The organism is Stieleria mannarensis (assembly GCF_014154935.1).
GTDB lineage: Bacteria > Planctomycetota > Planctomycetia > Pirellulales > Pirellulaceae > Stieleria > Stieleria mannarensis.
In genome coordinates this window covers 16015-39699 of the sequence record NZ_JACEHH010000045.1, presented here as the reverse complement: position 1 = coordinate 39699, position 23685 = coordinate 16015, and the positions used below count along the sequence as shown (strand labels likewise).

General features: G+C 59.0%; 18 protein-coding genes. 11 read left to right on the top strand and 7 right to left on the bottom strand.

The window, feature by feature from the left end:
* Positions 1–94: 94 nt before the first annotated feature.
* Genes H1B37_RS25090 through H1B37_RS25080 form a run of 3 tightly spaced genes read left to right on the top strand, consistent with a single transcriptional unit; the run spans position 95 to position 3976 of the window.
* Positions 95–967 carry an HAD-IIB family hydrolase gene (locus tag H1B37_RS25090; protein ID WP_182870027.1) on the top strand — a complete coding sequence of 291 codons (873 nt, stop codon included), beginning with the start codon at positions 95–97 and terminating at the stop codon, positions 965–967.
* 7 nt (positions 968–974) lie between these two features.
* Positions 975–2186: a glycosyltransferase family protein gene (locus H1B37_RS25085; protein ID WP_182870026.1), complete on the top strand. Its 1212-nt coding sequence runs from the start codon at positions 975–977 to the stop codon at positions 2184–2186.
* A 47-nt stretch (positions 2187–2233) separates the two neighbouring features.
* A complete protein-coding gene (locus tag H1B37_RS25080; RefSeq protein ID WP_182870025.1) occupies positions 2234–3976 on the top strand; it encodes a sugar phosphorylase in 1743 nt (580 codons plus the stop codon).
* Between the two features lie 123 nt (positions 3977–4099).
* Here H1B37_RS25080 and H1B37_RS25075 read toward each other — a convergent pair whose 3' ends face one another.
* Positions 4100–6580, bottom strand: a complete 2481-nt coding sequence (locus H1B37_RS25075; RefSeq protein ID WP_182870024.1) for a glycogen/starch/alpha-glucan phosphorylase — start codon at positions 6578–6580, stop codon at positions 4100–4102.
* A 677-nt stretch (positions 6581–7257) separates the two neighbouring features.
* On the opposite strand from H1B37_RS25075, the gene H1B37_RS25070 reads away from it, so the two are divergent.
* The 7 genes from H1B37_RS25070 to H1B37_RS25040 all read left to right on the top strand — a co-directional run bounded on the left by H1B37_RS25070 (position 7258) and on the right by H1B37_RS25040 (position 14643).
* Positions 7258–8544, top strand: a complete 1287-nt coding sequence (locus H1B37_RS25070; RefSeq protein WP_182870023.1) for an ABC transporter substrate-binding protein — start codon at positions 7258–7260, stop codon at positions 8542–8544.
* A 23-nt stretch (positions 8545–8567) separates the two neighbouring features.
* On the top strand, positions 8568–10433 hold the full coding sequence (locus H1B37_RS25065) for an ATP-binding protein (RefSeq protein ID WP_182870022.1): 1866 nt from the start codon (positions 8568–8570) through the stop codon (positions 10431–10433).
* Positions 10430–10867, top strand: a complete 438-nt coding sequence (locus tag H1B37_RS25060) for a response regulator (protein ID WP_182870021.1) — start codon at positions 10430–10432, stop codon at positions 10865–10867. Before H1B37_RS25065 ends, H1B37_RS25060 begins: the two co-directional genes overlap by 4 nt.
* Before the next feature lie 203 nt (positions 10868–11070).
* Positions 11071–11592: a response regulator gene (locus H1B37_RS25055; protein WP_182870020.1), complete on the top strand. Its 522-nt coding sequence runs from the start codon at positions 11071–11073 to the stop codon at positions 11590–11592.
* Positions 11593–11679: 87 nt separating this feature from the next.
* On the top strand, positions 11680–13254 hold the full coding sequence (locus tag H1B37_RS25050; RefSeq protein WP_182870019.1) for a hybrid sensor histidine kinase/response regulator: 1575 nt from the start codon (positions 11680–11682) through the stop codon (positions 13252–13254).
* The gene (locus H1B37_RS25045; protein WP_182870018.1) at positions 13244–13618 is read left to right on the top strand and encodes a response regulator transcription factor; all 375 of its coding nucleotides are present in this window, start codon (positions 13244–13246) and stop codon (positions 13616–13618) included. The genes H1B37_RS25050 and H1B37_RS25045 overlap by 11 nt, the downstream gene beginning before the upstream one ends.
* Before the next feature lie 116 nt (positions 13619–13734).
* Positions 13735–14643, top strand: coding sequence for a response regulator (locus H1B37_RS25040; protein ID WP_182870017.1), 909 nt, complete (start codon positions 13735–13737; stop codon positions 14641–14643).
* Between the two features lie 424 nt (positions 14644–15067).
* On the opposite strand, the gene H1B37_RS25035 is transcribed toward H1B37_RS25040, so the two are convergent.
* Entirely contained in the window at positions 15068–16738 is a 1671-nt protein-coding gene (locus tag H1B37_RS25035) for an ATP-binding response regulator (protein WP_182870016.1), read from the bottom strand.
* A gap of 334 nt (positions 16739–17072) precedes the next feature.
* Between H1B37_RS25035 and H1B37_RS25030 the strand changes: the two genes are divergently transcribed.
* The gene (locus tag H1B37_RS25030; protein ID WP_182870015.1) at positions 17073–17888 is read left to right on the top strand and encodes a class I SAM-dependent methyltransferase; all 816 of its coding nucleotides are present in this window, start codon (positions 17073–17075) and stop codon (positions 17886–17888) included.
* A gap of 212 nt (positions 17889–18100) precedes the next feature.
* Here H1B37_RS25030 and flgL read toward each other — a convergent pair whose 3' ends face one another.
* Genes flgL through flgI form a run of 5 tightly spaced genes read right to left on the bottom strand, consistent with a single transcriptional unit; the run spans position 18101 to position 23672 of the window.
* Entirely contained in the window at positions 18101–19558 is a 1458-nt protein-coding gene (flgL, locus tag H1B37_RS25025) for a flagellar hook-associated protein FlgL (protein WP_182870014.1), read from the bottom strand.
* Between the two features lie 5 nt (positions 19559–19563).
* Complete coding sequence (gene flgK / locus H1B37_RS25020; protein ID WP_182870013.1) at positions 19564–21528, bottom strand: flagellar hook-associated protein FlgK; 1965 nt, start codon at positions 21526–21528, stop codon at positions 19564–19566.
* A gap of 2 nt (positions 21529–21530) precedes the next feature.
* Positions 21531–22070, bottom strand: a complete 540-nt coding sequence (locus H1B37_RS25015; RefSeq protein ID WP_182870012.1) for a hypothetical protein — start codon at positions 22068–22070, stop codon at positions 21531–21533.
* A gap of 37 nt (positions 22071–22107) precedes the next feature.
* Positions 22108–22449, bottom strand: a complete 342-nt coding sequence (locus H1B37_RS25010) for a rod-binding protein (RefSeq protein WP_182870011.1) — start codon at positions 22447–22449, stop codon at positions 22108–22110.
* Between the two features lie 20 nt (positions 22450–22469).
* Positions 22470–23672, bottom strand: a complete 1203-nt coding sequence (flgI, locus tag H1B37_RS25005; RefSeq protein ID WP_182870010.1) for a flagellar basal body P-ring protein FlgI — start codon at positions 23670–23672, stop codon at positions 22470–22472.
* Positions 23673–23685 lie beyond the last annotated feature (13 nt).

The window sequence follows — 23685 nt, the reverse complement described above, 5'->3', positions numbered from 1 at the left end:
CCCCACTCTGCCCTTAGCCAGCCGTGAGGTCTGCGATCCTGCCCCGTGACAAGTCGCAGTGGCGACCGCTGAGTCGATGACGTAAAATCCGGCCATGCTGCCCACCGCCTCACCACTGATCCTGTTTACGGACCTCGATGGCTGCCTGCTGAACAAGCACGACTATGACTGGTCCCCGGCGTCTGCGACGCTGGATGAATTGCGTCAACGGCAGATTCCGGTGGTCATGAATTCCAGCAAGACCGTGCCGGAAATGACGCTTCTGGCCGCTGACCTGGGACTGACCGGCAACACCTTTGTCTCCGAAAACGGATCGGTGATTCGATGGGGGCAGGATGCCGGCGAGCTCAGTGGCGAGATCGAAATCATCGGTGCGGCTCGCGACCAGATTCTGGACGTCCTGAAGCCTCTGAAACAATCCTTTCGCTTCCGTTCGTTTGCCGATCTCGGACTCGACGGGGTGATCCAGGCGACCCAGCTGTCCAAGGACCGCTCACAACTGGCGCTCGCGCGGCAAGGGACCGAGCCGCTGCTGTGGGATGACAGCGACGAGAACCGAGATTTGTTCGAGCGACAATTGCAGACCCACCAGCTGACGTTAACCAGAGGCGGTCGATTCTGGCATGTCGCCGGGCGGACGAGCAAAGGCCAGGCGATGCAGGTCGTCGCACAGCGGTTGTCACTTCTGATGGCGGGTTGCGAATCCGACAGTTCGCCGATCTCCGACAGTTCACCGATCACCGCGGCCATCGGTGACAGCCCCATCGACCAGAGCATGTTGGATGTGGCCGACATCCCGATCGGCATTCCGACGGCCAACGGGTTGGGGGTCAACGTCGCCCCGGACCGCGGCATCGTTGCTTCCGCCCAGGGAGCGGCCGGCTGGGCCGAAGCGGTCACCGAACTGCTCGCGCGGATCGACGTTTCCTCGGCAGACTCTCTTCCCAACCCTCTTCCCCGAGCATAGCGAAACCATGGCGGACTTTGCGCAGAACGGCATTATCGGAACGCTCCACAATTTGCGAAATCGTTCCACCGAAGAACTCGAATCGGAATTGGTTCAGTTCTCCACGGAAACTCCGATGGCGTTGCTGTTGCCATGCCTGTATTCGGAATTGGAAGGCCCTGCGATGGGTCCGATCGTCGAAGAACTGGCGAAAATTCCTTACCTGAGCGAGATCATCATCGGGCTCGACCGGGCCAACGAAGACCAGTTCCACGCGGCCAAGCGATTCTTCGACAAACTGCCACAAAACTACGTCGTGCTGTGGAACGACGGAACGCGACTGCGACATGTCGACGCCGCCCTGCAATCGGCCGGGCTCGCGCCGATGGATCCGGGCAAGGGACGCAACGTCTGGTATTGCCTGGGGTACTTCCTGGCATCGGGAAAATCCAAAGCGATCGCACTGCATGACTGCGACATCCTGACGTACGACCGTTCGATGCCCGCGCGGCTGCTGTACCCGCTTGCGCATCCGTCGTTTCATTACCAGTTTTGCAAAGGCTATTACTACCGGGCGGCCCAGGGCAAACTGAACGGTCGCGTGTTCCGGTTGCTGGTCGTGCCATTGATCCGCGCCCTCAAGACCGTGCTGGGCCGGGTCGAATACCTGGACTACATGGGCAGCTTTCGGTACGCGCTCTCCGGTGAGTTTTCGATGCGATCCGAGGTCGTCACGTCGTTGCGGATCCCCAGCGATTGGGGTCTGGAGATCGGGACGTTGTCGGAGATGTATCGCAATTGCAATTTGAACCGGATCTGCCAGGTGGACATCGCCGACGCCTATGATCACAAACACCAACCGGTCTCCGAGGATGATCGCACCGGTGGGCTGCATCGGATGGCCAACGACATCTGCAAAGCCTTCATTCGCAAACTGGCCGTCCAAGGCTTTGTGATCAGCAACAGCATGCTGAGAACGCTGAAAGCCTGTTATTACCGGACGGCGCTGGACGTGGTGGATCACTACCACAACGATGCCGTGATGAGCGGTTTGAACTTGGATCGCCACCGGGAAGAAGCCACGGTGGAACTGTTCAGCCGAGTCATCGTGGCGGCGGGCGACGAGTTTCTCAATCGCCCCGACGAAAGCCCGTTCATTGACAACTGGTCCCGCGTGACGAGCGCGGTGCCGGATATCTATGACCAACTCCTGGGCGCGGTAGAAGCGGACAATGCCTGACCCAATCAACCTCAACTTTGATTCTCTCGCTTCAAGCAATCGTTTCCATGGCATCACCAACGGATTCTGACGGATCGTCCGTACGCGCGCAACTTGCTCAACACCTCGGTTTCCTCTATCCGGATTCAAACGCAGAACAACTGGCCGACGAAGTCATCGCGATCTTCGATCAATTCCGGCCGCAAAGTCCGTTGCCGCTGCACCAATTGTGGTCGCAAGAGGACGCCCTGCTGATCACCTATGGGGATTCGATCGTCGATGACGGTTTGGCCCCGCTGGACACGCTGCATCGGTTTCTCAACGAGTACTTGAAGGATTCCATCTCGTCGGTCCACGTGCTGCCGTTTTGTCCGTTCAGCAGCGACGATGGGTTCGCCGTGATCGACTACACCAAAGTCAATCCGAAGCTGGGCGACTGGTCGGAAATCTCGGGAATCGCCGCCGACTACCGGCTGATGGCCGACATCGTGATCAACCACGTCTCCTCGGAAAGCGAGTGGTTTGAGAACTATCGCGATGGCGTCGAACCCGGAGTGAGCTATTTCATGGAAGCCAATGCCGGAGATGACTTGTCGGCTGTCGTCCGGCCCCGTGCGTCTTCGCTGCTGCGGCCGACCGAGACCTCCCGGGGCCTGAAACACGTCTGGTGCACATTCAGCCACGATCAAATCGACCTGGATTTTCGCAATCCCCAGGTTTTGATGGAGTTTCTAAAGATCATCCGGCTGTACCTGCAGCACGGCGTCAGCATCTTTCGGCTCGATGCCGTGGGATTTCTGTGGAAGGAACCGGGAACGTCGTGCATGCACCTGCCTCAGACGCACGAAGTGGTGCGGATGATTCGCACGATCACCGATTTCTTTGCCCCGGGCACGCTGTTGATCACCGAAACCAACGTGCCCAACCACGAGAACCTGACCTATTTTGGCAACCGCAACGAAGCCCATGTGATCTACAACTTCAGCCTCGCACCGTTGCTGGTTCACGCCTTGCTGACCGGCAAATCGGAGTACCTGAAACGTTGGATGATGACGATGCCGCCGGCGCCGGTCGGGTGCACGTACCTGAACTTCACCGCCTCACATGACGGCATCGGCATGCGACCGGCCGAGGGGCTGCTTTCGGACGAAGAGCAATTGCAGCTGGTCGAAACCGTGCGACGATTCGGCGGTCGTGTTTCAACCCGTCGCACGCCCGACGGAGGAGAGCGCGTTTACGAATTGAACGTGTCCTTGTTCGACGCGCTGCGGGGCACCGTCGATGGTGAAGACCCCTGGCAGGTGGAACGCTTCCTCTGCTCTCAGACCGTGATGATGGGCTTGGAAGGCATCCCGGCGTTTTACATCCACAGCCTGTTGGCCACGCCCAACGACCAGGACGGCGTCGCGGCGACGAAGCATAACCGCAGCATCAATCGGCACAAATGGGATTGGTCGCAGTTGCAGCAACGCTTGAACGACAAAGGCTCGGTCCATCACCAGGTCTTTGAAGAACTGTCGCGGCGGATCCAATTGCGCCGCCGGATGGCACCGTTTCATCCCAACGCCACCCAGTTCACGCTGCAGCTGAGCGAGCCCTACTTCGCCTTTTGGCGTCAGAGCACCGACCGCAGCCAAAGCGTGTTTTGCGTGCACAACATGACCGACGCGGTCCAGGAATTAAAATTATCCGACCTGAACCTGATTCTGATGGATTCCTGGTACGACGCGATTTCGGGAACGCGGCTGGACGACCAAAATGCGGTCTTGAACGTCGCGCCGTACCAATGCCTGTGGATCACCAATCGGTAAACCGCCGGCTACTGGTCCAATTAACGTAGCCACGCTCACCAGAGCGTGGAGATTCCCGCGGAACCACCTTCTGGCGAAGGTAGCTACCTCGGCCCGATCATTCACACCTCCGCTTCGCAGGCGTTAGGCCGTCAGCGGTTTGACGCGCCAGATTTCGTCGGCGTATTGCTGGATCGTTCGATCGCTGGAGAACCAACCGCTGTGGGCGGTATTCAGGATGCTCATGCGATCCCAGGTGTCTGGGGCTTGGTAGGTTTTCGACACCCGGTCCTGGGCGTCGATAAAGCTACGCAGATCGGCGATGGTCAACCATTGGTCCTGTGGGCTCCTGAGTCCGGAGATCAGCTCACCGAACACGCCGGGTTCGGATCCGTGGAACCGTCCGCCTTCGAGCAATTCCATCACGCGGGCGATGGCGGGGTCGGCGGCGATGATCGCGTTGGGATCATAGCTTTTGCGCGTTTCCTGGGCCTCGGCGGCGTTGAGTCCGAACAGGAAGAAGTTTTCTTCGCCGGCCTTTTCCCGAATCTCGATGTTTGCACCGTCGAGGGTTCCGATCGTCAGCGCGCCGTTCATCATGAATTTCATGTTCCCCGTTCCGGACGCTTCCTTGCCGGCGGTGGAGATTTGTTCGGAGAGCTCGGTACCGGGGCAGATGATCTCCATCGCCGAAACGCGATAGTTGGGGAAGAAGACCAATCGCAGCAGGTCGTGGGCGCGAGGGTCGTTGTTGATCACGTCGGCGACGTTGTTGATCAATTTGACGATCATTTTTGCCATGTGATATCCCGGCGCGGCCTTGCCCCCGATCAGCACACCACGGGGAACCATGCCGGCGGTTTCGCCACGCAGGATCCGGTCGTACAAGTGGATGACGTGCAAGACGTTCATCAATTGTCGCTTGTATTCGTGAATCCGTTTGACCTGGACATCGAACAGCATCGTCGGATCAAAATCGACGCCGGTGTGTTGCTTGACGTACTTGGACAGACGTTGTTTGTTGCCGTTCTTGACCGCCCGCCAGCGTTTGCGGAATTCGGCATCGTCCGCCAGCGGGGCCAGTGCCGAGATCTGTTCCAGATCGGACTCCCAACGCCGGCCGATCGTTTCGTTCATCAGATCACGCAGCGCGGGGTTGCAGTGCGACAGCCAGCGACGTTGCGTGACGCCGTTGGTTTTGTTGTTGATCTTGTCGGGCCAGATGCGATCAAAATCGGCGAACAGTCCGCTTTTCAGCAGATCGGTGTGCAGCTGTGCGACACCGTTGACGGAAAAGCTGCCGACGATCGACAGGTACGCCATTCGGATATGCGGCGTGTGACCTTCCTCGACCAGCGAGACGCGTTTGAGCAGTTCGGGATCGTTGGGGAATTTTTCGGCGACTTCCGCGAGAAATCGCTGGTTGATCTCAAAGATGATTTCCAACACGCGCGGCAGCAGTTGGCCGAACAGGCTGACCGACCAACGTTCAAGGGCTTCTGGTAGCAACGTGTGATTGGTGTAGGCCATGCACTGCGTCGTGATCTTCCACGCTTCGTCCCATTCCAGTTGATGCTCGTCCATCAGCAACCGCATCAGCTCGGGAACCGCACACGCCGGGTGGGTGTCATTGAGCTGGAAGCAATTCTTCTTGCCGAACTCCGAGAAATCTTCGCCGTGGCGCTCGACCCAGTTGGCCAAGACGTCTTGCAGGCTGGCCGAGACCAGGAAGTATTGCTGCTTCAATCGCAGCTCCTTTCCGTTTTCGCTGGCGTCGTTGGGGTACAACACCATCGAGATTTGTTCGGCGTTGTTCTTTTGTGCGACCGATTCGGTGTAACTGCCGGCGTTGAATTCGCCCAGATCAAAGGCGTCCGTCGCGGTCGCTTTCCACAAACGGAGCGTGTTGACCGTCCCGTTGCGGTAACCGGGGATCGGCATGTCGTAGGGGACGGCCAGGATGTCGTAGGATTCGACCCAGCGGCTGTGGGGTTTGCCGTTTGCGTCAACGTAGCGTTCGGTCCGGCCATACAAACGGATCCGTTTGGTGTCTTCGGGCCGTTCGATCTCCCAGGGGTTGCCGTCACGCAACCAGTGGTCGGGGGCTTCGACCTGGCGGCCGCCTTCGATCAACTGGTGGAACATGCCGTATTCGTAGCGGATGCCGTATCCCGAGACCGGCAGCTGCAGATTGGCACAGCTGTCCAGGAAACAAGCCGCCAGCCGCCCCAGACCGCCGTTGCCCAGGCCGGCGTCGTGTTCTTTGTCGATCACCTCTTCCAGCTGGACGCCGAACCGTTGCAGCGCCTTTCGCATCGGTTCGTCCAGATCCATGTTTTGGATGGCGTTGTTGAGCGACCGTCCGAGCAGGAATTCCAGCGACAGGTAATTGACGTGACGGCTGTCGCTGGATGCCTGCAACTCGCGGGTCCGCCGCCAATCGCGGCTGATCCGATCGCGGATCGTGATCGCCGCGGCGCGAAAGCAATAGCCGGGGTCGGAATCGATGTCGTCGCGTCCCAGGGTGAACAGCAGATGCCGACGCAATTCGTGCGACAGGGAGCCCAGCAGCACGTCGTCGGTTTCAGGAGCAGATGAGACAGCGGAATCGAGAGTCTTTTGCATCGGTAAGATCGAGGGCTATTGGGATCCGAGTCAATTCTGAGACTTACAAGTCTTAGACAGACAGTGGCAGGCTCAACACCTTGTCATAAGGTGCAACCGGCCAAGAAACAAGCGTCTGGGCGGTCGCGTCGGACAGCGGCCCGGACAGCGGCGAAATGACCGCCCTCACGGGGGCCAAGCGGTGTGTGCACACTGTCGCGCCGGCGACCAGCAGGACGCAATCATCTTTCCCGATCGGCAAGACCGACGGTTCACGCGAGCTAATCCCCAGGGATTATCGCTTCGCCACACGCGCCAAGCGGAATCATCGGAGCGAAAACCGCGACCGCTGCGATCGCTGCCACCGGTCCTGCAGAGCGGCCCCACCGGTGAACGAGATCGTGAGGGTTTACGACGAAACTCTCCCCGGAAGGGAGGGCCGAGCGTAGCGAGGGGAGGGTGAAGTCGTAAACGCCTGAAAATCAGCGGTTAAACACCGCATGATCTCGGCAGGGAGGGGGCATGAATTCCCGCGGCGTCGAATTCGCAGACCGCTGTTCTGCCGGTCCGTTGTCCCGCATTCGGTCCGATTTCCCGAGACGTTGTGGGCCGCCGAGATACCCGCAAGACACGTTTTTCAGCCCCCTCGCCCAATTGTGAGCGATTCCGCCCCAAGCGAGATCCATCAAGCAATCCCCATGAAGCAATCCCGACGAACGTTCCTGGCCACCGCCACCGCCACCGCCGCCACGCTTGCCGCTGGTGCCGCGTCGCGACGCATTTACGGCGATGCCCCCTACGGTTTCGTGCGGCAAAAACGCGCGCTGCGCGTTCTGGGGACGCACGTCACGCTTCAGGAACCGATTCGCCAGCGGGCCGAAAAGGACTTGGGGATCACGATCCACTTTCAACCCGGGGGCAGCGCCTCGGTCTTGCACCAGGCCTCCACGCGGCCGGAGTCGTTTGATCTGTACGAACAGTGGTCCAACAGCATTCGTTTGCTGTGGCAGGCCGGCGCGATCGCGCCGATCGACACCTCGCGTTTGGTCTACTGGGACGAAATCAACAGTCTGACCAAAACAGGAAAGCTGACACCGCACGGGCGGGTCGGTGCCGGCGACGCCCCGAACAAACTGCTGTATGTCCAGGACAACGGAACCCTGGGGGCCGACGAAACGCAACGGATCAGTTTTCTGCCCTACGTCCACAACGTCGACTCGTTTGCCTATGACGCGTCGGTGGTCCCTCGTGGGGTTGCCTATCAAACCGAAAGCTGGAGTTGGCTATTGGATTCACGCTGGGCGGGCCGGGTGGCATTGTGCAACGAACCGACGATCGGGTTGTTTGACATCGCGCTGGCGGCCCAGTCCAAAGGGCTGGTGGAGTTCGAAGACATCGGCAATCTGTCCAAGTCCGAGATCTCGGCGTTATTTCGCGTGTTGGTCGATTTGAGGCGTGACGGACATTTTCGCGGCGTTTGGAACAGCGTGCCTCGATCGGTCGAATTGATGCGCTGCGGCGAAGCGGTCATCGAAAGCATGTTCTCTCCGGGAGTGTCCGCCCTGCGCGCCGAGAACATCGATTGCGTTTATGCGGCGCCGAAAGAAGGCTATCGGGCCTGGCACGGCGTGATGTGCCTGTCCGCGGCCACCTCCAACGCGACCAAAGACGCGGCGTACGAGTACATGAATTGGTGGCTGTCCGGCTGGCCGGGGGCGTTTGTCGCCCGACAAGGCTATTACATCTCCAATCCCGATCGGTCCCGTCGTGAAATGACCGACCAGGAGTGGGAGTACTGGTACGCCGGGAAACCTGCCGCGACCGACTTGATCGGGACCGATGGACGCACCGTCGTGCGACGCGGCGAGACCCGCACCGGCGGGTCCTATGAACGCCGTTTCAGCAACATCGCGGTCTGGAACACCGTGATGGAGCACTATGAGTACACGTTGAGCGGTTGGAACGAGTTTCTGACCGCGAATTAACATCTCGCCCACGCATGTTGCAAATGTTTCAGCTGTCGCTCAAACGAAAGATCTACCTCGGATTCGGCATCATTTTGATGCTGGTGTTTGGCAATGCGCTGGCGGTCTATTTCGGCTCCAAACGGATCGCCCGCGTCTTTGATCGGATGAGTCAGATCGAAGCGATCAATGCCGTCGTGCTGCGGATGGACCGCGACGTCCAAGAGCTTCGTTTGCGAGCCGACCGCTTCGTCTATTCCGGTCGCGAATCTCAATCCAATGCGGCCAAAGAGATCTTCGATCGTTTGCGGGTCAACATCGACGCGGCGACACAGCAGCAGACCGACCCTGAAATGGTCACGCTGTTCGGCCAGATCGACTCGCGGGTGACAGAGTATGCCAAACATTTCGACGCGGTGATCGTGGAGCGAAAGATTCGCCAAGACTTGGTCGAGCAGCAATTGCCCGTACTGGTGCAACAGATCGAAGACCAGATGGCGACCCTGTCCACTCGGTTGGCCGGATCGGGGGTGACCGATCAGCGTCTGGCACTGGTGCGATCCCAGTCTGCATTTTCCAAAGCGGAAAAATTCTTGCTGCGGTACTTCGAAAACCCCGACGGCGAACTGGTCGAGTCGTCGGTCGGAGCGATCCACGATGCCGTGCGGCAGTTGGGAGAAATCGAAGGTCTGCAAGGCGAGGTCGATGCCATCGTTGAAGCGATCCGAGACTTTGAAAGCGTCGGGTTGCGGGCCGTGCAAGCGACCCGCAGTTACCTGTTCCTGCGCAACGTCGTGATCGCGGGCGAGGAATCGGAGGTGTCCTACTACTCGGCACAACTGCGTTCGCGGGCCGAGACGCGACGGGAATTCATCGCATCGGAATTGGCCGCCACCTCCAATCGCGTCCGCCTGTTTTCTTGGGGAATCGTTGTCACGGCCGTTGGCTTGTCGCTGTTGATCGCCACCCGGCTGGCGCTGCTGATCGTCACCCCGATCTCGGAATTGACCCAGACGTTTGAGCGACTTTCCAGCGGCGAAGTGCTGGCCGATGTGCCGGGGACACGGCGAACCGACGAGATCGGCAAGATGGCCACGGCGGCCCGCATCTTTAGCGACCAGAACCTTCGGACCCGCGAATTACTTGAGCAGTCACAACAACTGGGCGTCGAGCTTCGCGAGCAAGCAAACCTGCTCCAGGCGACCAACGAAGAACTCGACAGTTTTGCCTATGTGGCCTCGCACGACCTGCGTTCTCCGCTGCGGGGCATCAAGCATCTGGCCCAGTGGATCGAAGAAGATGTTCGTGAGGACCTGTCCAGCGAAGGTGAGGTTTATTTGGACAATTTGAAAACCCGAGTGGGAAAGCTGGAAGTCTTGTTGGAAGACTTGCTGGATTTTTCGCGTGTCGGACGGATCGAACCCGCGGTGGAGATCGTCGACGTCGGATCGGTGCTGGAAAACATCGCCGACATGGTCAGCAACCCGCATGAAATCCGAATCGATTGGCCGAGCGATCTTCCCGAGTTCGAAACGGTTCGCGCGCCGTTGGAGCAGGTGTTTATGAATCTGATCGGCAACGCGATCAAACACAACGACAAGGGGCCCCAGGGGGTTGTCTCGGTGACTTGGTCGGCCGCCGGGGATTGTTTTGAATTTGCGGTGCAAGACAACGGTCCCGGAATCGACGCGGCCAACTTCGATCGCATTTTTCAGATGTATCAACGCGTCGGCGATACCTCGATCGAAGGCAGCGGGATGGGCCTTGCGATCGTCAAGAAACAAGTGGAGTTCTTCGGCGGCAAGATTTGTGTGACGTCACAAATCGGCCAGGGAACCCGGTTCATTTTTACATGGCCTTGTCGATTGCCGACAAAGCCGTCCGAAGCCGTCTGTGGAGCAGTGTCATGAACAAAGTTCTTCCAACTCTGGTGGTCGTCGAAGACGATTTCGTCGATCTGGAAATCGTCAAGCGGGGCGTCGCAAAGCGGCAGATGGAGGTCGACATCCTCAACGCGGCCGACGGGAATGCGGCACTGGACCTGTTGCGCTCGGATCGCTTGACCGACCAGCAGCGTTCCCAGTTGATCGTCCTGTTGGACATCAACATGCCCGGGATGAACGGACACCAATTCTTAGATGCGATCCGCGCCGACGAAGCATTTCGACGCACCACCGTTTTCATCTTGACCACCTCGGATCACCCCCGCGACATCACCCGCGCCTACGATCGCAACGTGGCGGGCTATTTCTTGAAATCCAACGTCGGCGGACTGTTGGAAACCCTGTCGCTTTATCTGCGGCACGTCAAATCCCCTCCCGTGGTGTCTCTGCAGCCGGTCTGATTGTCGGTGTTCAGACAACTCCGCCGAACGAACACGCCTCCGGCCGCGACACAATCTAACTGTTTACCAGCGGCAATCGCGCGTCCCAATCACTTCCCCCCGGCATCCCACCCACCTGTGCCACCGGTGATTCACCCACGCGGGCGCGAACGGATTGCTCCGCGAAGCTTCCCCCCCTCCGTTACCCCACCTGGAGAACCCAAATGTCAAGCGTGGTCACCCAAGCTTCACAGGCTCGCAAGCGTCCGCTGCAACAGGTCATGCGGGCACGCATGTCCAAGCGGATCGAAAGCAAAGTCGGCAAAGATCTGCTCGCTCGGTCGGCGATGACCCACACGCCTCGAATCTTGTGCATCGACGACGATCCGGAGATTTGTCGCACATTGGAAATGCGGCTCAGTGCCTATCGGGCCGAGGTCCAAGTCGCCTATTTCGGGACGCAGGGTTTTTGGGAAGCGATCACCGACCATCCCGACTTGATCCTGATGGACGTCTCGATGCCCAGTGGCGACGGGCGGTTTGTGCTGGAATCCTTGCGAAACAACCAGGCGACGCGTCGGATCCCGGTCATCGTGCTCACCGGCATGCGATCACCCGAATTGCGATCGGAAATGATGGCCTTGGGGGCGGACTGCTTTCTGAACAAGCCGGTGCATTTCGACGTGTTGCTCCGTGAAATGCAGGCCTTTGTCGACCTTTCCAAACGCGATCCAACGTCGCATTAGCGGTCAGACTCGAGCACACCGTCGCGGACCGGGGGGTGTGACGGTGGGACGTTTCTTATCCAGCCAACCGCAGCACGGGAGAGTGCCATGGTGATAGCAGAACAGAAAACCGAGTTGAGCATCTTGCTGATCGAAGACGATTTGGTCGACGGCGAATCGATCACGCGATCGCTGCACAAGGCGTTTCCGGATTGTGACGTTCGCCGTGCGACCTGTTTGGGCGATGCACTGGCCGTGGTCAATGAATCGAAATTTGATGTCGTGTTGGCGGATCTGTCGCTGCCCGATAGCCGTGGGCTGGATTCCGTCGTCAGCATGGTCCACGCCTGTCCCCGAAACCCCTTGATCGTGTTGACCGGACATGCCGATGACGAATTGTCCATCACCGCGATCGCCGAAGGCGCCCAGGATTACCTGGTCAAGGGACGCATCAACCCGGAACTGCTGCAACGCTCGATTCGCTATGCGATCCAGCGACACACGATGTCGCGAAACAACGAACAGTTGTTGCAGACGCTGCGTGAACGCGATTTGTTACTGCAGACCAAGAACAGCAAACTCGAAAAGGCGTGCAGGACGGCACAGAAGTTTGTCGACAACGTTTCGCACGAGTTCCGAACACCGCTGACGGTGATCATGGAATACGCCTCGCTGTTGGAGGATGGCATCGCCGGGCCGGTCAGCGAAGAACAGGCCAAACTTTTAGGCGTGATCGATGATCGAGCTAGTGATCTGAACAACATGGTCGACGACATGCTGGACGTCAGCAAGTTGGAATCGGGACTGCTCGGGGCCTCGCGCTGCCAGTGCACCGTGGCGGAAATCATCGAGCATGTTTTGCCGGCGATTCGACGCAAGGCAATGGTTCGCGACGTTCGTTTGGAACTGCAGATCGACGACGACTTGCCCGACGTGTTCTGTGATTCGGCCAAGGTCGGGCGGGTGATCGTCAATCTGGCCATCAACGCCATCAAGTTCACGCGCAGCCCCGGTCAAGTCTGCATCTCGGCCCGGCGTCACGGCGAGACGGATGTTTCGATCGCCGTCACGGACAACGGCGTGGGAATCCCGGCCGACCGTCAGCGAGAAATCTTCCATCGATTCGCGCAGGTCAAAACGGAGGTCCGTGACAGCACCAAAGGGTTCGGCCTGGGGTTGAACATCGCCCAGGAACTGGTGGAGATCAACTTCGGCAAAATGGATGTCGAAAGCACCGAGGGAGTCGGCAGCACGTTCAGTTTTACCTTGCCGGTCAACAACCCCGGCGAAGTGACGCGTCGATTCGTCGATCGTTTGGCCGAGGTGCCTGACGGTCCACAGTCGGTGTCCGCCATCGGCGTGGTGTTGGAAGAAGACGCCAGTGAGTCGGCGGTTCTGGATGTGGAACGTTTTTTGGTCCACATCCTGCGACAAAACGATTTGATCTTTCCGCTGCCCAACCGGCAATGGTTGCTGTTGGTGTCCGTGCCGACGATCGCGTTGGAGGAATTCCTGGCGCGACTGGACACGGAACGACAGCAGATCAATCGCAACCGTCCGCGCGGTCCGCTGCCGGATTTCCGCGTCGAAGTCCATGGGACCTGGGACGTTGCCCAGCGGGCAACCGAGATCGTCACCATGGTGAACCAACAACTCGTCCAAGAGAAGTGCTGTGTCGCATAAGTCCAAGATTGTGGTGATCGATGACGACCGAGGAATCGTGCTGGGGGTCCAAATGCGACTCCGTCACGCCGGATTCGAGGTCGCGGTCGCCTATGACGGCACCGAAGGATTGGAATTAATCCGCTCGCAGAATCCCGACCTGGTGTTGCTGGATGTCCAGATGCCCAACCTGGACGGGTTGTCGGTGCTAAAGTCGCTTCGGGAAGACCCCGATTTGGTCACGCCGCCGGTGATCATGCTGTCGGCCAGTCTGCAAGATCAACAAACCGCTCTTGATGCCGGGGCACATTACTTTTTGACCAAACCCTATCGCAGCAGCGATTTGATCGACGCCATCGCATCGGTCCTGGCCACCCCGGCATAAGTGCAGGTGTTTTGGCCTTCGCCGCCCGGGGGCGCTGCGTCGCAGCAAAAGCGATTCGCCTGAAGGCTAGACACCAATGATCCCACCGTCCTTTCAACCGACCATGGAGAACAAAAATGAGTGAGAAACAAATCCTGATCGCCGACGATGATCAAGACCTGTTGGAACTGTTGAGCATGCGTTGCCAGCAGTTGGGCCTTGCCGTGGTCGTTGCCGACAACGCGATGGATGCCTTGTCGACGGCCGATGTTTGCGCCCCCGAGATCGCCCTGTTGGATGTTCGCATGCCCGGCGGAAACGGCATCAGCGTTTCCGAAATGATGGCCACCGACGAGCGACTCAGCCAGACCTCGGTGATCGTGATGACCGGTGATCCGAACGAAAAAGTCCAACAGCGCTGCCAGGAAATGGGGGCCCAACTGGTTAAAAAAGATCAGCAGATCTGGACGCGACTGGAACCGATGTTGAAAGAGCTGATCGCCCAAGAATCAACGGACGACGCCACGCCGCCGACCGAACCCGAAGGCGAAGAATCGCTGTTGTCGATGCTGCAGGAATGGGGCTGGTTGGATGACGCAACTTCATCGACCGCCGAGCGTGACCAGGATGCGGGGACGCCGTGGGTGTTGGCGATCGATGATGACCCGGACTTTTCGATCGGACTGCAAAAACGCCTGCTCAGCGTCGGTGTCCGCCTGGTGCGGGCCTACCGCGGCATGGACGGCTATCGCAGCGCCTTCCAGCAACGTCCCGCCGCGATCCTGTTGGATTATCAGATGCCCGATGGGAATGGCGAATACATCCTGCGTCGTTTGAAGGAGTCCAGTGCGACCGATTCAGTGCCCGTGATCGTGGTCACCGGAATGCGTGACGCCTCGCTGAAACGTCGGATGATGGCCGCCGGGGCAAGCGAGTTTCTTACCAAACCGGTTTCGTGGGACCAACTCAAACGCGCCCTGCTGCAATACACCGACCTGGACCTGCGTTCCAAAATCGTGCCCCAAGAACTCGTCGGTTCCAGCTGAATCGTGGCGCAAGCCGTCCAGAGCACGGCGACCATCCCCCGCTGAAAAAAACTTCCTGGAAGAGGTCATGCGGTTTTTACCTCTGATTTGACAGGCGTTTACGACTTCACCCTCCCTGGCGGGGAGGGTCGCGGAGGAGTGAGCGCTCGGAGCGGGGAGGGTCGATCCGCGATTCGATGTGACCAAAGGACAGAAGCTTGTTCGGCAATTCACCGTTCGACCTCCCCTCGCTACGCTCGACCCTCCTGCCAGGAGGGTTGAATTTAGAAACCGCACGACCTCGGACGAGACGGGCGAGCGTAGCGAGGGGAGGGGCGATTCGTGGCGCTTAAGTGAATCCGAGCCACTGGGAACCCTCCCCGCTCCGAGCGTTTCTTCCTCCGCGACCTCTCAGGGGACCACCTTCTGGCGAAGGTAGCTACGTTCACTCGCCGTTGATCAGCTGCTGGTACTGTTGATCGATTTGCTCGGTCGGCGTTTCCAGACTCCAAACCGCACGCGGTTGGATGCCGATGTCCAGCGCCGGGTTGGCGGCACGCGCTTCGGTCAACCGGGCGATCTCGTCGGTCGCCTTTTTCACCCGCGCATCGGTACTGCGTGAAATCGAACTGGTCGCCAGCCACCACTGTGAATCCGACGCTTGGATCAGCAGTTCCGCGTTTTCGGTCAAGTAGGTCAGCAACAGTTCGCCGTTGCGTTTTTCGGCCGGTGTGCAGGACTCGTTCAGGTGGAACGAAATCAGTTGCACGTATTTCATTGGCGCCGATTGCATTTCCAGCCAACGCGGAAAGATCTGAGTGCTTCCCGCGACCGGGATGCCGAACCAAAACGTGGACCCCAAGCCGGGTTCGGACTCGAGGTGCAATTGGCCGAGATTGAGCCGGCAGAATCGTGCGGCGATCGACAATCCGAGTCCGAGGAATTTGTCATCCGGGTCGGTGGTTAGCCCCGGGCGGGCAAACCGGGCGGCGAGTTGATCGCGTTGCCGGGCGGCGATGCCGACGCCGTCGTCGGTCACACCGATCCGGATCTGTTGCTCCGTTTCATCATGGCGAACCCAGATGCGGACGTGTCCCGAATCGCGGCAGGCGTTGATGGCATTGACGGCCAAGCAAATCAGCACGCGGCCGACCTTTTGTCCGTCACAGTACGCCAGCGGCATTTCGACCTTCCCTTGGATCTCCAGCTCGACGTTTCGCATCGCGGCGCGCTGGGCCAAAGTTGAGCGAACCGAGTCGATCAGTTCGTCGACGCGACACGGTTGGCGGCAGATGTCCAGCAGCCCCGAATCCAGTTTACTCGAATCCAGCAAGTCATCCAGTTTGGTGTTGACGTCGTCGGCGCGGATCAACGCCTTTTCAAGCATTTCGGCTTGTTCGTAATTGATTCGCCCGGCCAGTCCATCGCGAACGATCGAGACGTGTTCTTTGATGACGGTCAGCGGATTGCGGATGTCATGCGACGCTTTGGCTAGGAATTCGTGTGCCGTTTGATGCAACCGTTCCAGTTTCTGGTTGTCCTGCTCCCTCATCTCGGATTGTTCACGCAGCAACCGGTGGCTGGCTTGCAGCTGTTCGGTGACCCGCTGCATCTCGTTGACGGTATGTTGGCGTTCGACGGCATGCTCGATCGCCTTCCGCGTCCAACTGCTGCCTGCAAGTCCCTTGGGCAGGAAGTCCTGCGCCCCGGCTTGAAGGATTTCCCTCTCCACGGTCGCGTCGTCCAAGCCGGTCAGGACCAGGATGGGGACGTCGTCGCATCGCCCGCGCAAGCGTTTGACGGTATCCAGCCCGCTCGAATCGGGCAGGCTGAGATCAGTCAGAATGACGTCGAATCGCCGCAGGTCGAGTTCCTGCAGTGCCGCGCCCAAAGAGGTGGCGTGGGACAGGACGATACGTCGTGTGCCGTGCCGCAAGTTCTTTGCAACCTGCATGAAATCGACATCATTGTCCTCCACCACCAACACGCTCAAGCCGCCGTCGGCGCATCCGACCGTCGGTTCCTTCGCGATCGCCGCCTGGGGCGATGGGAAGATCGATTCGGCGCCGTCCAGCGCCGGGCGGTGGCTCAGGGAGTGAAAATTCGAATCGATCATGCGGCGGTCTTCGTCGAATGAAACTGGGGGAATTGTTCGGTAGGATTCGGCGTGCTTTGTATGCGAATTACCACCGCGGACACGTGCGGGGATGACGTGCAGGCGAGCGATGAATCCTGCTCGTGGGGAGATCCGACCTACGTAGAACTGTAACCCTCAAACAACCGCGTGCAAAACGAATCCGTAGATGCTATTTTGGCTTCTCGCGAATCGGCTTTTGATTCGCGACGGTTTTCCCTCAGGCGATGCGTAACGCACCAATGCGGGCTCTGCCCCGCGGATCGTTGCTGGCCCGACGGACCGTTCGCCTCAATGAACAACAGTGATTGCGACAATGTGTGATTCGATCCAATGTGATTTTGTGTCCGACCAGAGGACCCCCAATCGACTCCGCCAACGGGCCTGGTTCCCGAAGGTCGCCGGCGTGATCGGGGCCAAACATTGTGGCGCGTTGCTGGGCGGCTGGTTGATCTGCATCGCATCGTTATCGGCACAGGATGCGACGGTGCCGGCCGACCAGAGCGTCAAACCCGGGATCAACGAGCAATTTGTCGATCCCGAATTGGACGTCAGCGAGTGGATGGCGCGATTTGAGATCGAAAGTCGCGAGGTCTATGCGGCGCGGCGGGAGGTGCTGCGAGCCTGCGGGATCAAGCCCGGTGACAGCGTTGCGGATATCGGAGCCGGAACGGGGTTCTACAGTCGGCTGTTCGCCGACGCGGTCGGAGACAAAGGCTGGGTGTTCGCCGTGGACATTTCGCCACGGTTTCTCGAACACATCAATGTGAAAGCGCGCCAGGAACAGGTGCACAATCTGACCGGAGTGCTGTGTTCGGACCGGTCGGTGAACCTTCCGCCCAACTCGATCGACGTCGCCTTCATCTGCGACACCTACCATCACTTCGAATACCCGCACGCGACGGTCGAGTCGATTTTCAAAGCGATCAAACCGGGCGGTTCTTTGATCGTGATCGATTTTGACCGTATTCCCGGAAAGTCGCGGGAATTCATCCTCGGTCACGTGCGTGCCGGCAAAGACGTGTTTCGCGGCGAGATCGAAAAAGGCGGTTTCGAATTTGTCGACGAAGTTCAGGTCCCGGCCTTTGAAGAAAACTACTTGTTGCGTTTTCGCAAACCGCCCAGCGCCTAACGGGACAGCGGCCGTTTTCGAATGGGCTGGACAGTCGCCGTCCTCTCCGAGGTCGGCGCGGAGAGAAGCTTCGCTTTGACGCGCGCCGAGTTCGGAGAACACGGCGACTCTCCGAACACATCGCCAAATACCCAAATTGAGTTGCATTAGACGACTCGTGCCGCATTCCAATCCGATGTTCGGGTTGCGGGATGGTTCGCGAGTGATGATGTTTATCGCAAGAATTCCAGCAACCCCAGCGAATTCAGATTTGCGGTCACCGCATAGGTGTACTGCAACAGGGTTTGTGAATTCTCCAACCGCAGCACGGCGTCGGGAAAGTCGGTGGCTTGGATTTCTCCGATGTTCGATTCGACCGACAGCATCAAGTCGTCGACGCGAAATTCCATCGTTTGCATCGTCTGCAGCGAACTCGATTGCTCTCCCATCACGCTGAAGACCTTGCTGGCGGCATGATCCAGTTCGTCCAACCGCCGATTGAGTGCGGCGGAATATTCGGCCGACCCGAGTTCTCGGCTGTTGCGAAGATCGGCGGCGGTGGCGTGCAAGATTTGGAACAGGTTTGACGTTCCGGGGAATTCGATGGAATCATCACCGGTCGCGCGGATGTTGCTCGAGTCGATCGTGACGAACTTACCCGTGTCGACGTCGGACACGATTTGATTGGTGCTGAAGTCGATCGGGATGGTCGATCCGCCGTCGTCGACGCTCAGCGTTCCGGTCGAGGTGATGTTGACGGTCCCATTGAATCCCGCTGCGATGTTCGTCGTGTCCAGATACACTTCTTGGCCGGCGAAACCCACCACTCGCAAATTGGTGTCGGCGTTGGTAAACGGAACCGGATCGGCACCGTTTAGCGAGATGGTTCCCGCCGAACCGTCACCGGCGGTATCGACGATCGTCAACTGATGGGCACCGGTCGGTCCCAGGATGGTGTCCAGCGCCGCCGAACTGGTCCCGGCCGCGACGCCCGATCCGCCCCCAAACGTGGTCGTGTCATGTTCGACACGCAAGGTGGCGCGTCCGACAATCGTGTCGGTGCCGCCGCCGTGTTTGGCCCCCGTCGTTCCGACCAGCACGGTGGGTTCGCGGCCCGAGGCGCCGAAGATTTTCGAACCGTCATAGTAGGTGTCGATCGAAATCGAATCGCCGATATGCGTCTGACTTCGATGCCCCGACCCTTGGTAGGCGACTTCCATGATCCCGTTTTCACGCAGCGGTTCTCCGAACGTGAACGGGGGCATGTCGGAACGCGTTCCGCCGTACAGGTAGTTCTCGTTGAACTTCGCCAGACCGATCTGTTTTGCCTGGGCCAGCAACGCATCGATTTCCGTCGCCAATGCCTCGCGTTCGTCGCCGTCCAAGGCTTGGATCCCTTGCTGCACCAGGTTTTTTGACAGCGTGATCAAATCGCTGACATCCTGGAACTGGGCGACACTGGCATTCAACGTCGACGTCGCCAGGTTGATCACCTTTTTGTCGGCTTGCAGTTCGACGAAACGCGTTTCCAACGATCGAACTTGTCGATACGCGACCGGTTCTTCCGAGGGCAGTTCGAACTGCATCCCCGACGTGATCTGTTTTTGCGCGGTCAACAGTCGACTGCTGTGCAGCGACGTGAAATGGATGGCGTTTCGCGTAAACGTTTGCGAGGTGACTCGGGGATTCATCGATCTTAGCCTATGATTCTGAACAATTCGCTGAGCATTTCATCGGTCGCCTGAATGATTCGGACGGCCGCCTCATACGATTTTTGATATTCCTGCAGGTACACCAGTTCTTCATTCAAATCGACGCCCGAGATCGAATCGCGTTCTGTTTCCAGCCGCAACTTGAATGTGGTCAAACTGGCGCTCAACGAGGTATTGGAACTGATCTCGAATCCGATCTCGGTTCCCATTTCGCTGGCGAACTGGCCGAGCGTGCGATTGCTCGGCATCAACGTGGCATCGGCGATCTCGATGAAGCGACTCAGATTGCTGGTGTCGGCGGCTTCACCGGATCGACCGGTCGCGATCCGCTCCGGCTGACTTGCGAGGGTGGGGTCGACCGAGATCGAATGCGCGTCGGTTCCACTGAAGAACGCATTGACTCCCAGTGCGGCCAAGATGCCGGTCTGGTCGGGCTGGCCCGTCAAGCGTGTCGAAAACTCGTCGGCATCGTTCATCGTGCCGGCGGTGAAGGCGATGGAGACGCCGTCGTCCAGCTCGATCGGCGATCCCGCTTCGTACCCGTCGCCGACGTTCACGCGGGACAGCAATGCACCGCTGGATGAATAGACGTTGGCAAACAAGTTGGCCGCACTTCCGACTTGGCCGGACCCTTCGATCCGAACGGTCAGTTCTTCGTTGGGCTCTCCGGTGTAGGTCCCCGAAACGGTGGCGACACTGGTGCCGGTGAACAACGTCAGATCGGGATTGGTTTCCACGCCGCCGGCAAAATCAAACTCCAGGTCCGCGCCGGTGGTGATCTGGAACTGGTTGCTGACCGCGCGAACCGACGAGGTGATCCCCGCGATGCTGCTCAACTGGGCCGCGACATCCTCGAGCGTGTCGACGTCCGGATCGATGGTGAGGACGTGGATTTGGCGATCGCCGTTGGCATCGGTCACCGAAAGCGTCAATTCACCGGCCGTCAAATCGGCATCGGGCAACGCCTCGGAAAGCGGAATTGTGGGTTGGGAAACACTGACATTCCCGACCAGGTTGGTGAACGATCCGGCGCTGCCGATCCCCGTCGAATGCACGCGGTTGACACTCTGGATCAATTCCCCGGCGATCTGGTCCAATTTCTCTTCATAGGCCGGAACGATCTCGTTGTAGGCCTCGACCAACGCCGACAATCGCCCGGTTTCGATCGCCAACGGCCGGTCGGAGTCATCCAGAAAAACTTCCAGTTGCTGACCCGATTCGACCACCGACAGCGAACTCGGATGGCTGCCCTGCTCGATCGAATGATGTCCGATGGTCAGGTGCAATTGCCCGCCGGGTTGTTCGTTTCGCCGGATGCCGACGACTTCGGCGATCCGGTTCAGCACGGCATCGCGTTGATCCAGTTCGTTGTTGTGTTCGATGCCCTGAGCTTCAAACTTGAAGATCTGGAAACTGACGTCACGCAATTCCTCCAGGTCGCCGTTGAGCAATTCGATCTCGTGTTCGATTTGCAGACGAATGTTTCCTTTCAATTCGGTCAACTGTTGCGCCGCGTCCTGTAGTCCGCCGCTCAATTGCTTGCCTGTTTCCAGCAACGCGGATCGTTGGGCGGGTTCGTTCGGGGACGCCGACAGATTGGTGAATTCCGCGAAAAACGCATCCAGCTGTTTTCCGATGGAATTGTCTCCGGTCAACAGCGCCGATTCGATTTTTCGTTCGATATTCAACAGTTGTTCGACATCGCTGGAATCCGAGATCACGCTGGTCAACGAGGCTTCGGTGACCGAATCGCGGACCCGGTTGATCCCCGAGATCGTCACGCCGGTGCCGACCCGAAAGCCGGCGACGAGGTCCGGGTTCGTGGATTGCAGCGTCAACGTGCGGCGATGGTAGCCGTCCGTGTTGGCATTGGAAATGTTGTTGGAAACCATTTCCAACGCGAACTGGCTGGTCTGCAGGGCCGACAGGCCGATTGAGAAGTTGGGCATCGTTAGCAGTTCCTTCCGATGATCTTTTCCGGGGGCAGCTTGAAGGGTTGGCCGTCGGCCTTGTAATTGCCTTCATCGACATCACACTGCAGCACACCGAGCAGATACCGGCGATGAAACTCGGTGGAATAAAAGATGACGACTTGATTGGCCGTCAGCTTTTGCCGCGCCGCACTCAGCCGATCGTGGATGCGACGGCGGTCCGCTTCCAATCGATGGGATTCCGGCTTGGGCAGCGCGTTCAAAATCGTCCGGATTGACGCGTCGTTTTGCTCGGTCGCGTCGCTCGCTTCCGAAGCGTCGGCGTTGACGTACCGCTGTAAGATTGTTCGCGACTTACGGCTGTCCGTTTGGCGGCTTTGCAGCGTCTCGATCAGCGGCGACAACTCTGCCAGGTCGGCGGGGTTCGGGCCGTAGATCCCAGAGTTGTCCAGCAGCGCCGACATCTCATCGTTCAGTGCATCAAGTGCATCGACGACGCCGGATTCCAGTTGCAGTTGCCGCGCGACGAGGACGCCCAGTCGTTCCGTTGGTTGATTCATCGTTGGGTTACCATCCATGAAAAATGTCCGAAAGTGGTTAGGCCGAAAACGAAACGCCGGGTGATTGCTCGTGACTTTCGGCGGCCTGTGTTTTGGAATACTGCTGCACCAGCAGATCGCTGACCCCGATCGCTTTGGACTGGGCAAGGTGTTGACCGATGAACTGGTCGAACATTCCGCCGAAGGAGTCGCTTCCGTCACCCCCGAACAGACCGTCTTCGAGCGAGTTTCGCATCTCCTTCATCAGCATCGACAGAAAGACGCTTTCGAACTCCGTACCCAGTTCTTCCATTCCAGCGGCCGAAGGAGCCTCGCCTTTAGCCGCCGCCGCGATTTGACCGGGCAGTGAGACGCTGATGTTGTTTCCGATCGATTCCATTGCAACTGTCCTTGTGCGTGTTATTCGATGACCAACTCGGCCTTCAGGGCACCTTGATTGCGTAACGTGGTCATGATGCTGATCAATGTGGTCGGCGATACGGCCAGGGAATTTAACGCCGTGGCCAGCTCCCCGACCGTCATGCCGCCGGGTAGGACGTTGTAGCGTCCGCCGGATTCGAACAGTTCGATGCCGGTCCGTGGCAAGACGACGGTGTCGCCGGCGGCCAGCGGATTGGGCTGGGACGCGACCGGTGTTTCGGTCGTCGCGATCACGATGTTTTCGCTGGCAAACAACACCGGAGCGATCTTGACGGTGTGTCCCAGGACGATCGACCCGGTTTTTTGGTTGATCACGACCCGCGCCGGCGTATCCGGTTCGACTCGCAAATTGCCGATCGTCGCGATGAACTCGGTGACGCTGTTGCGGAACGTCGACGGAACAAAGACCTGGACGGTGCCCGAGTCGAGGGCACGGGCGCGGCCGGGGAAGATCCGGTTCAATGCGTTTCCGATCGCGGTCGCCGTGGCGTAGGACTTGTTTCGCAGGATCAGTTTGATGCTGCCGTTGGAAACGATCGTTCCGCAGGGAATCTCGCGCTCGACGATCGCTTCGCAGACCCCGACGGTCGGGTGGTTCTTTTGCACGTTGGCCGCCGCACCTTCGGCCGAGATCCCGCCGCCGATGATCGCGCCTTGGGCGATCGCATAGATCTCGTCGTCGATGCCGCGGAGCGCGGTTTGATTGAGCGTGCCGCCACGCAAACTGGACGCGTCGTCGGCGACCGAGACGGTCACCAGAATCGTTTCACCGGGGCGGGCGTAGGCGGGGATTTTGCCCGACACCATCACCGCCGAAATGTTCTTGGTGTCGACTTGACCGACCCGAACACCACGTCGCAGGTAGTAGTTGGTCAACATCTGTCGCGTTTGTTGGCTCTTGCCGCCGGTCCCGCTCAAGCCGAACACCAAGCCTTCGCCGGAGACGTGATTGACACGGTCGCCTTCGACAAACGCGATGTCTTTGATGCGGACGCTGGGGTCTTGCCCGATCGGGGCAAGCGGCTGCAGCGGCGGGGGCACCGCCGCGGTCGCGGTCGGTGGCGGTGGCAGCGGATCTTGCAGTGTCTGCGCATGCGCCGCCGCACCGCCGTGGTGGATCCACAGCATGGCGACGCAAAACGCGGTGCAGGCGAGTCGTGAAGGCGTTTGGAAAATCGGCATGAATCAGCGAGTG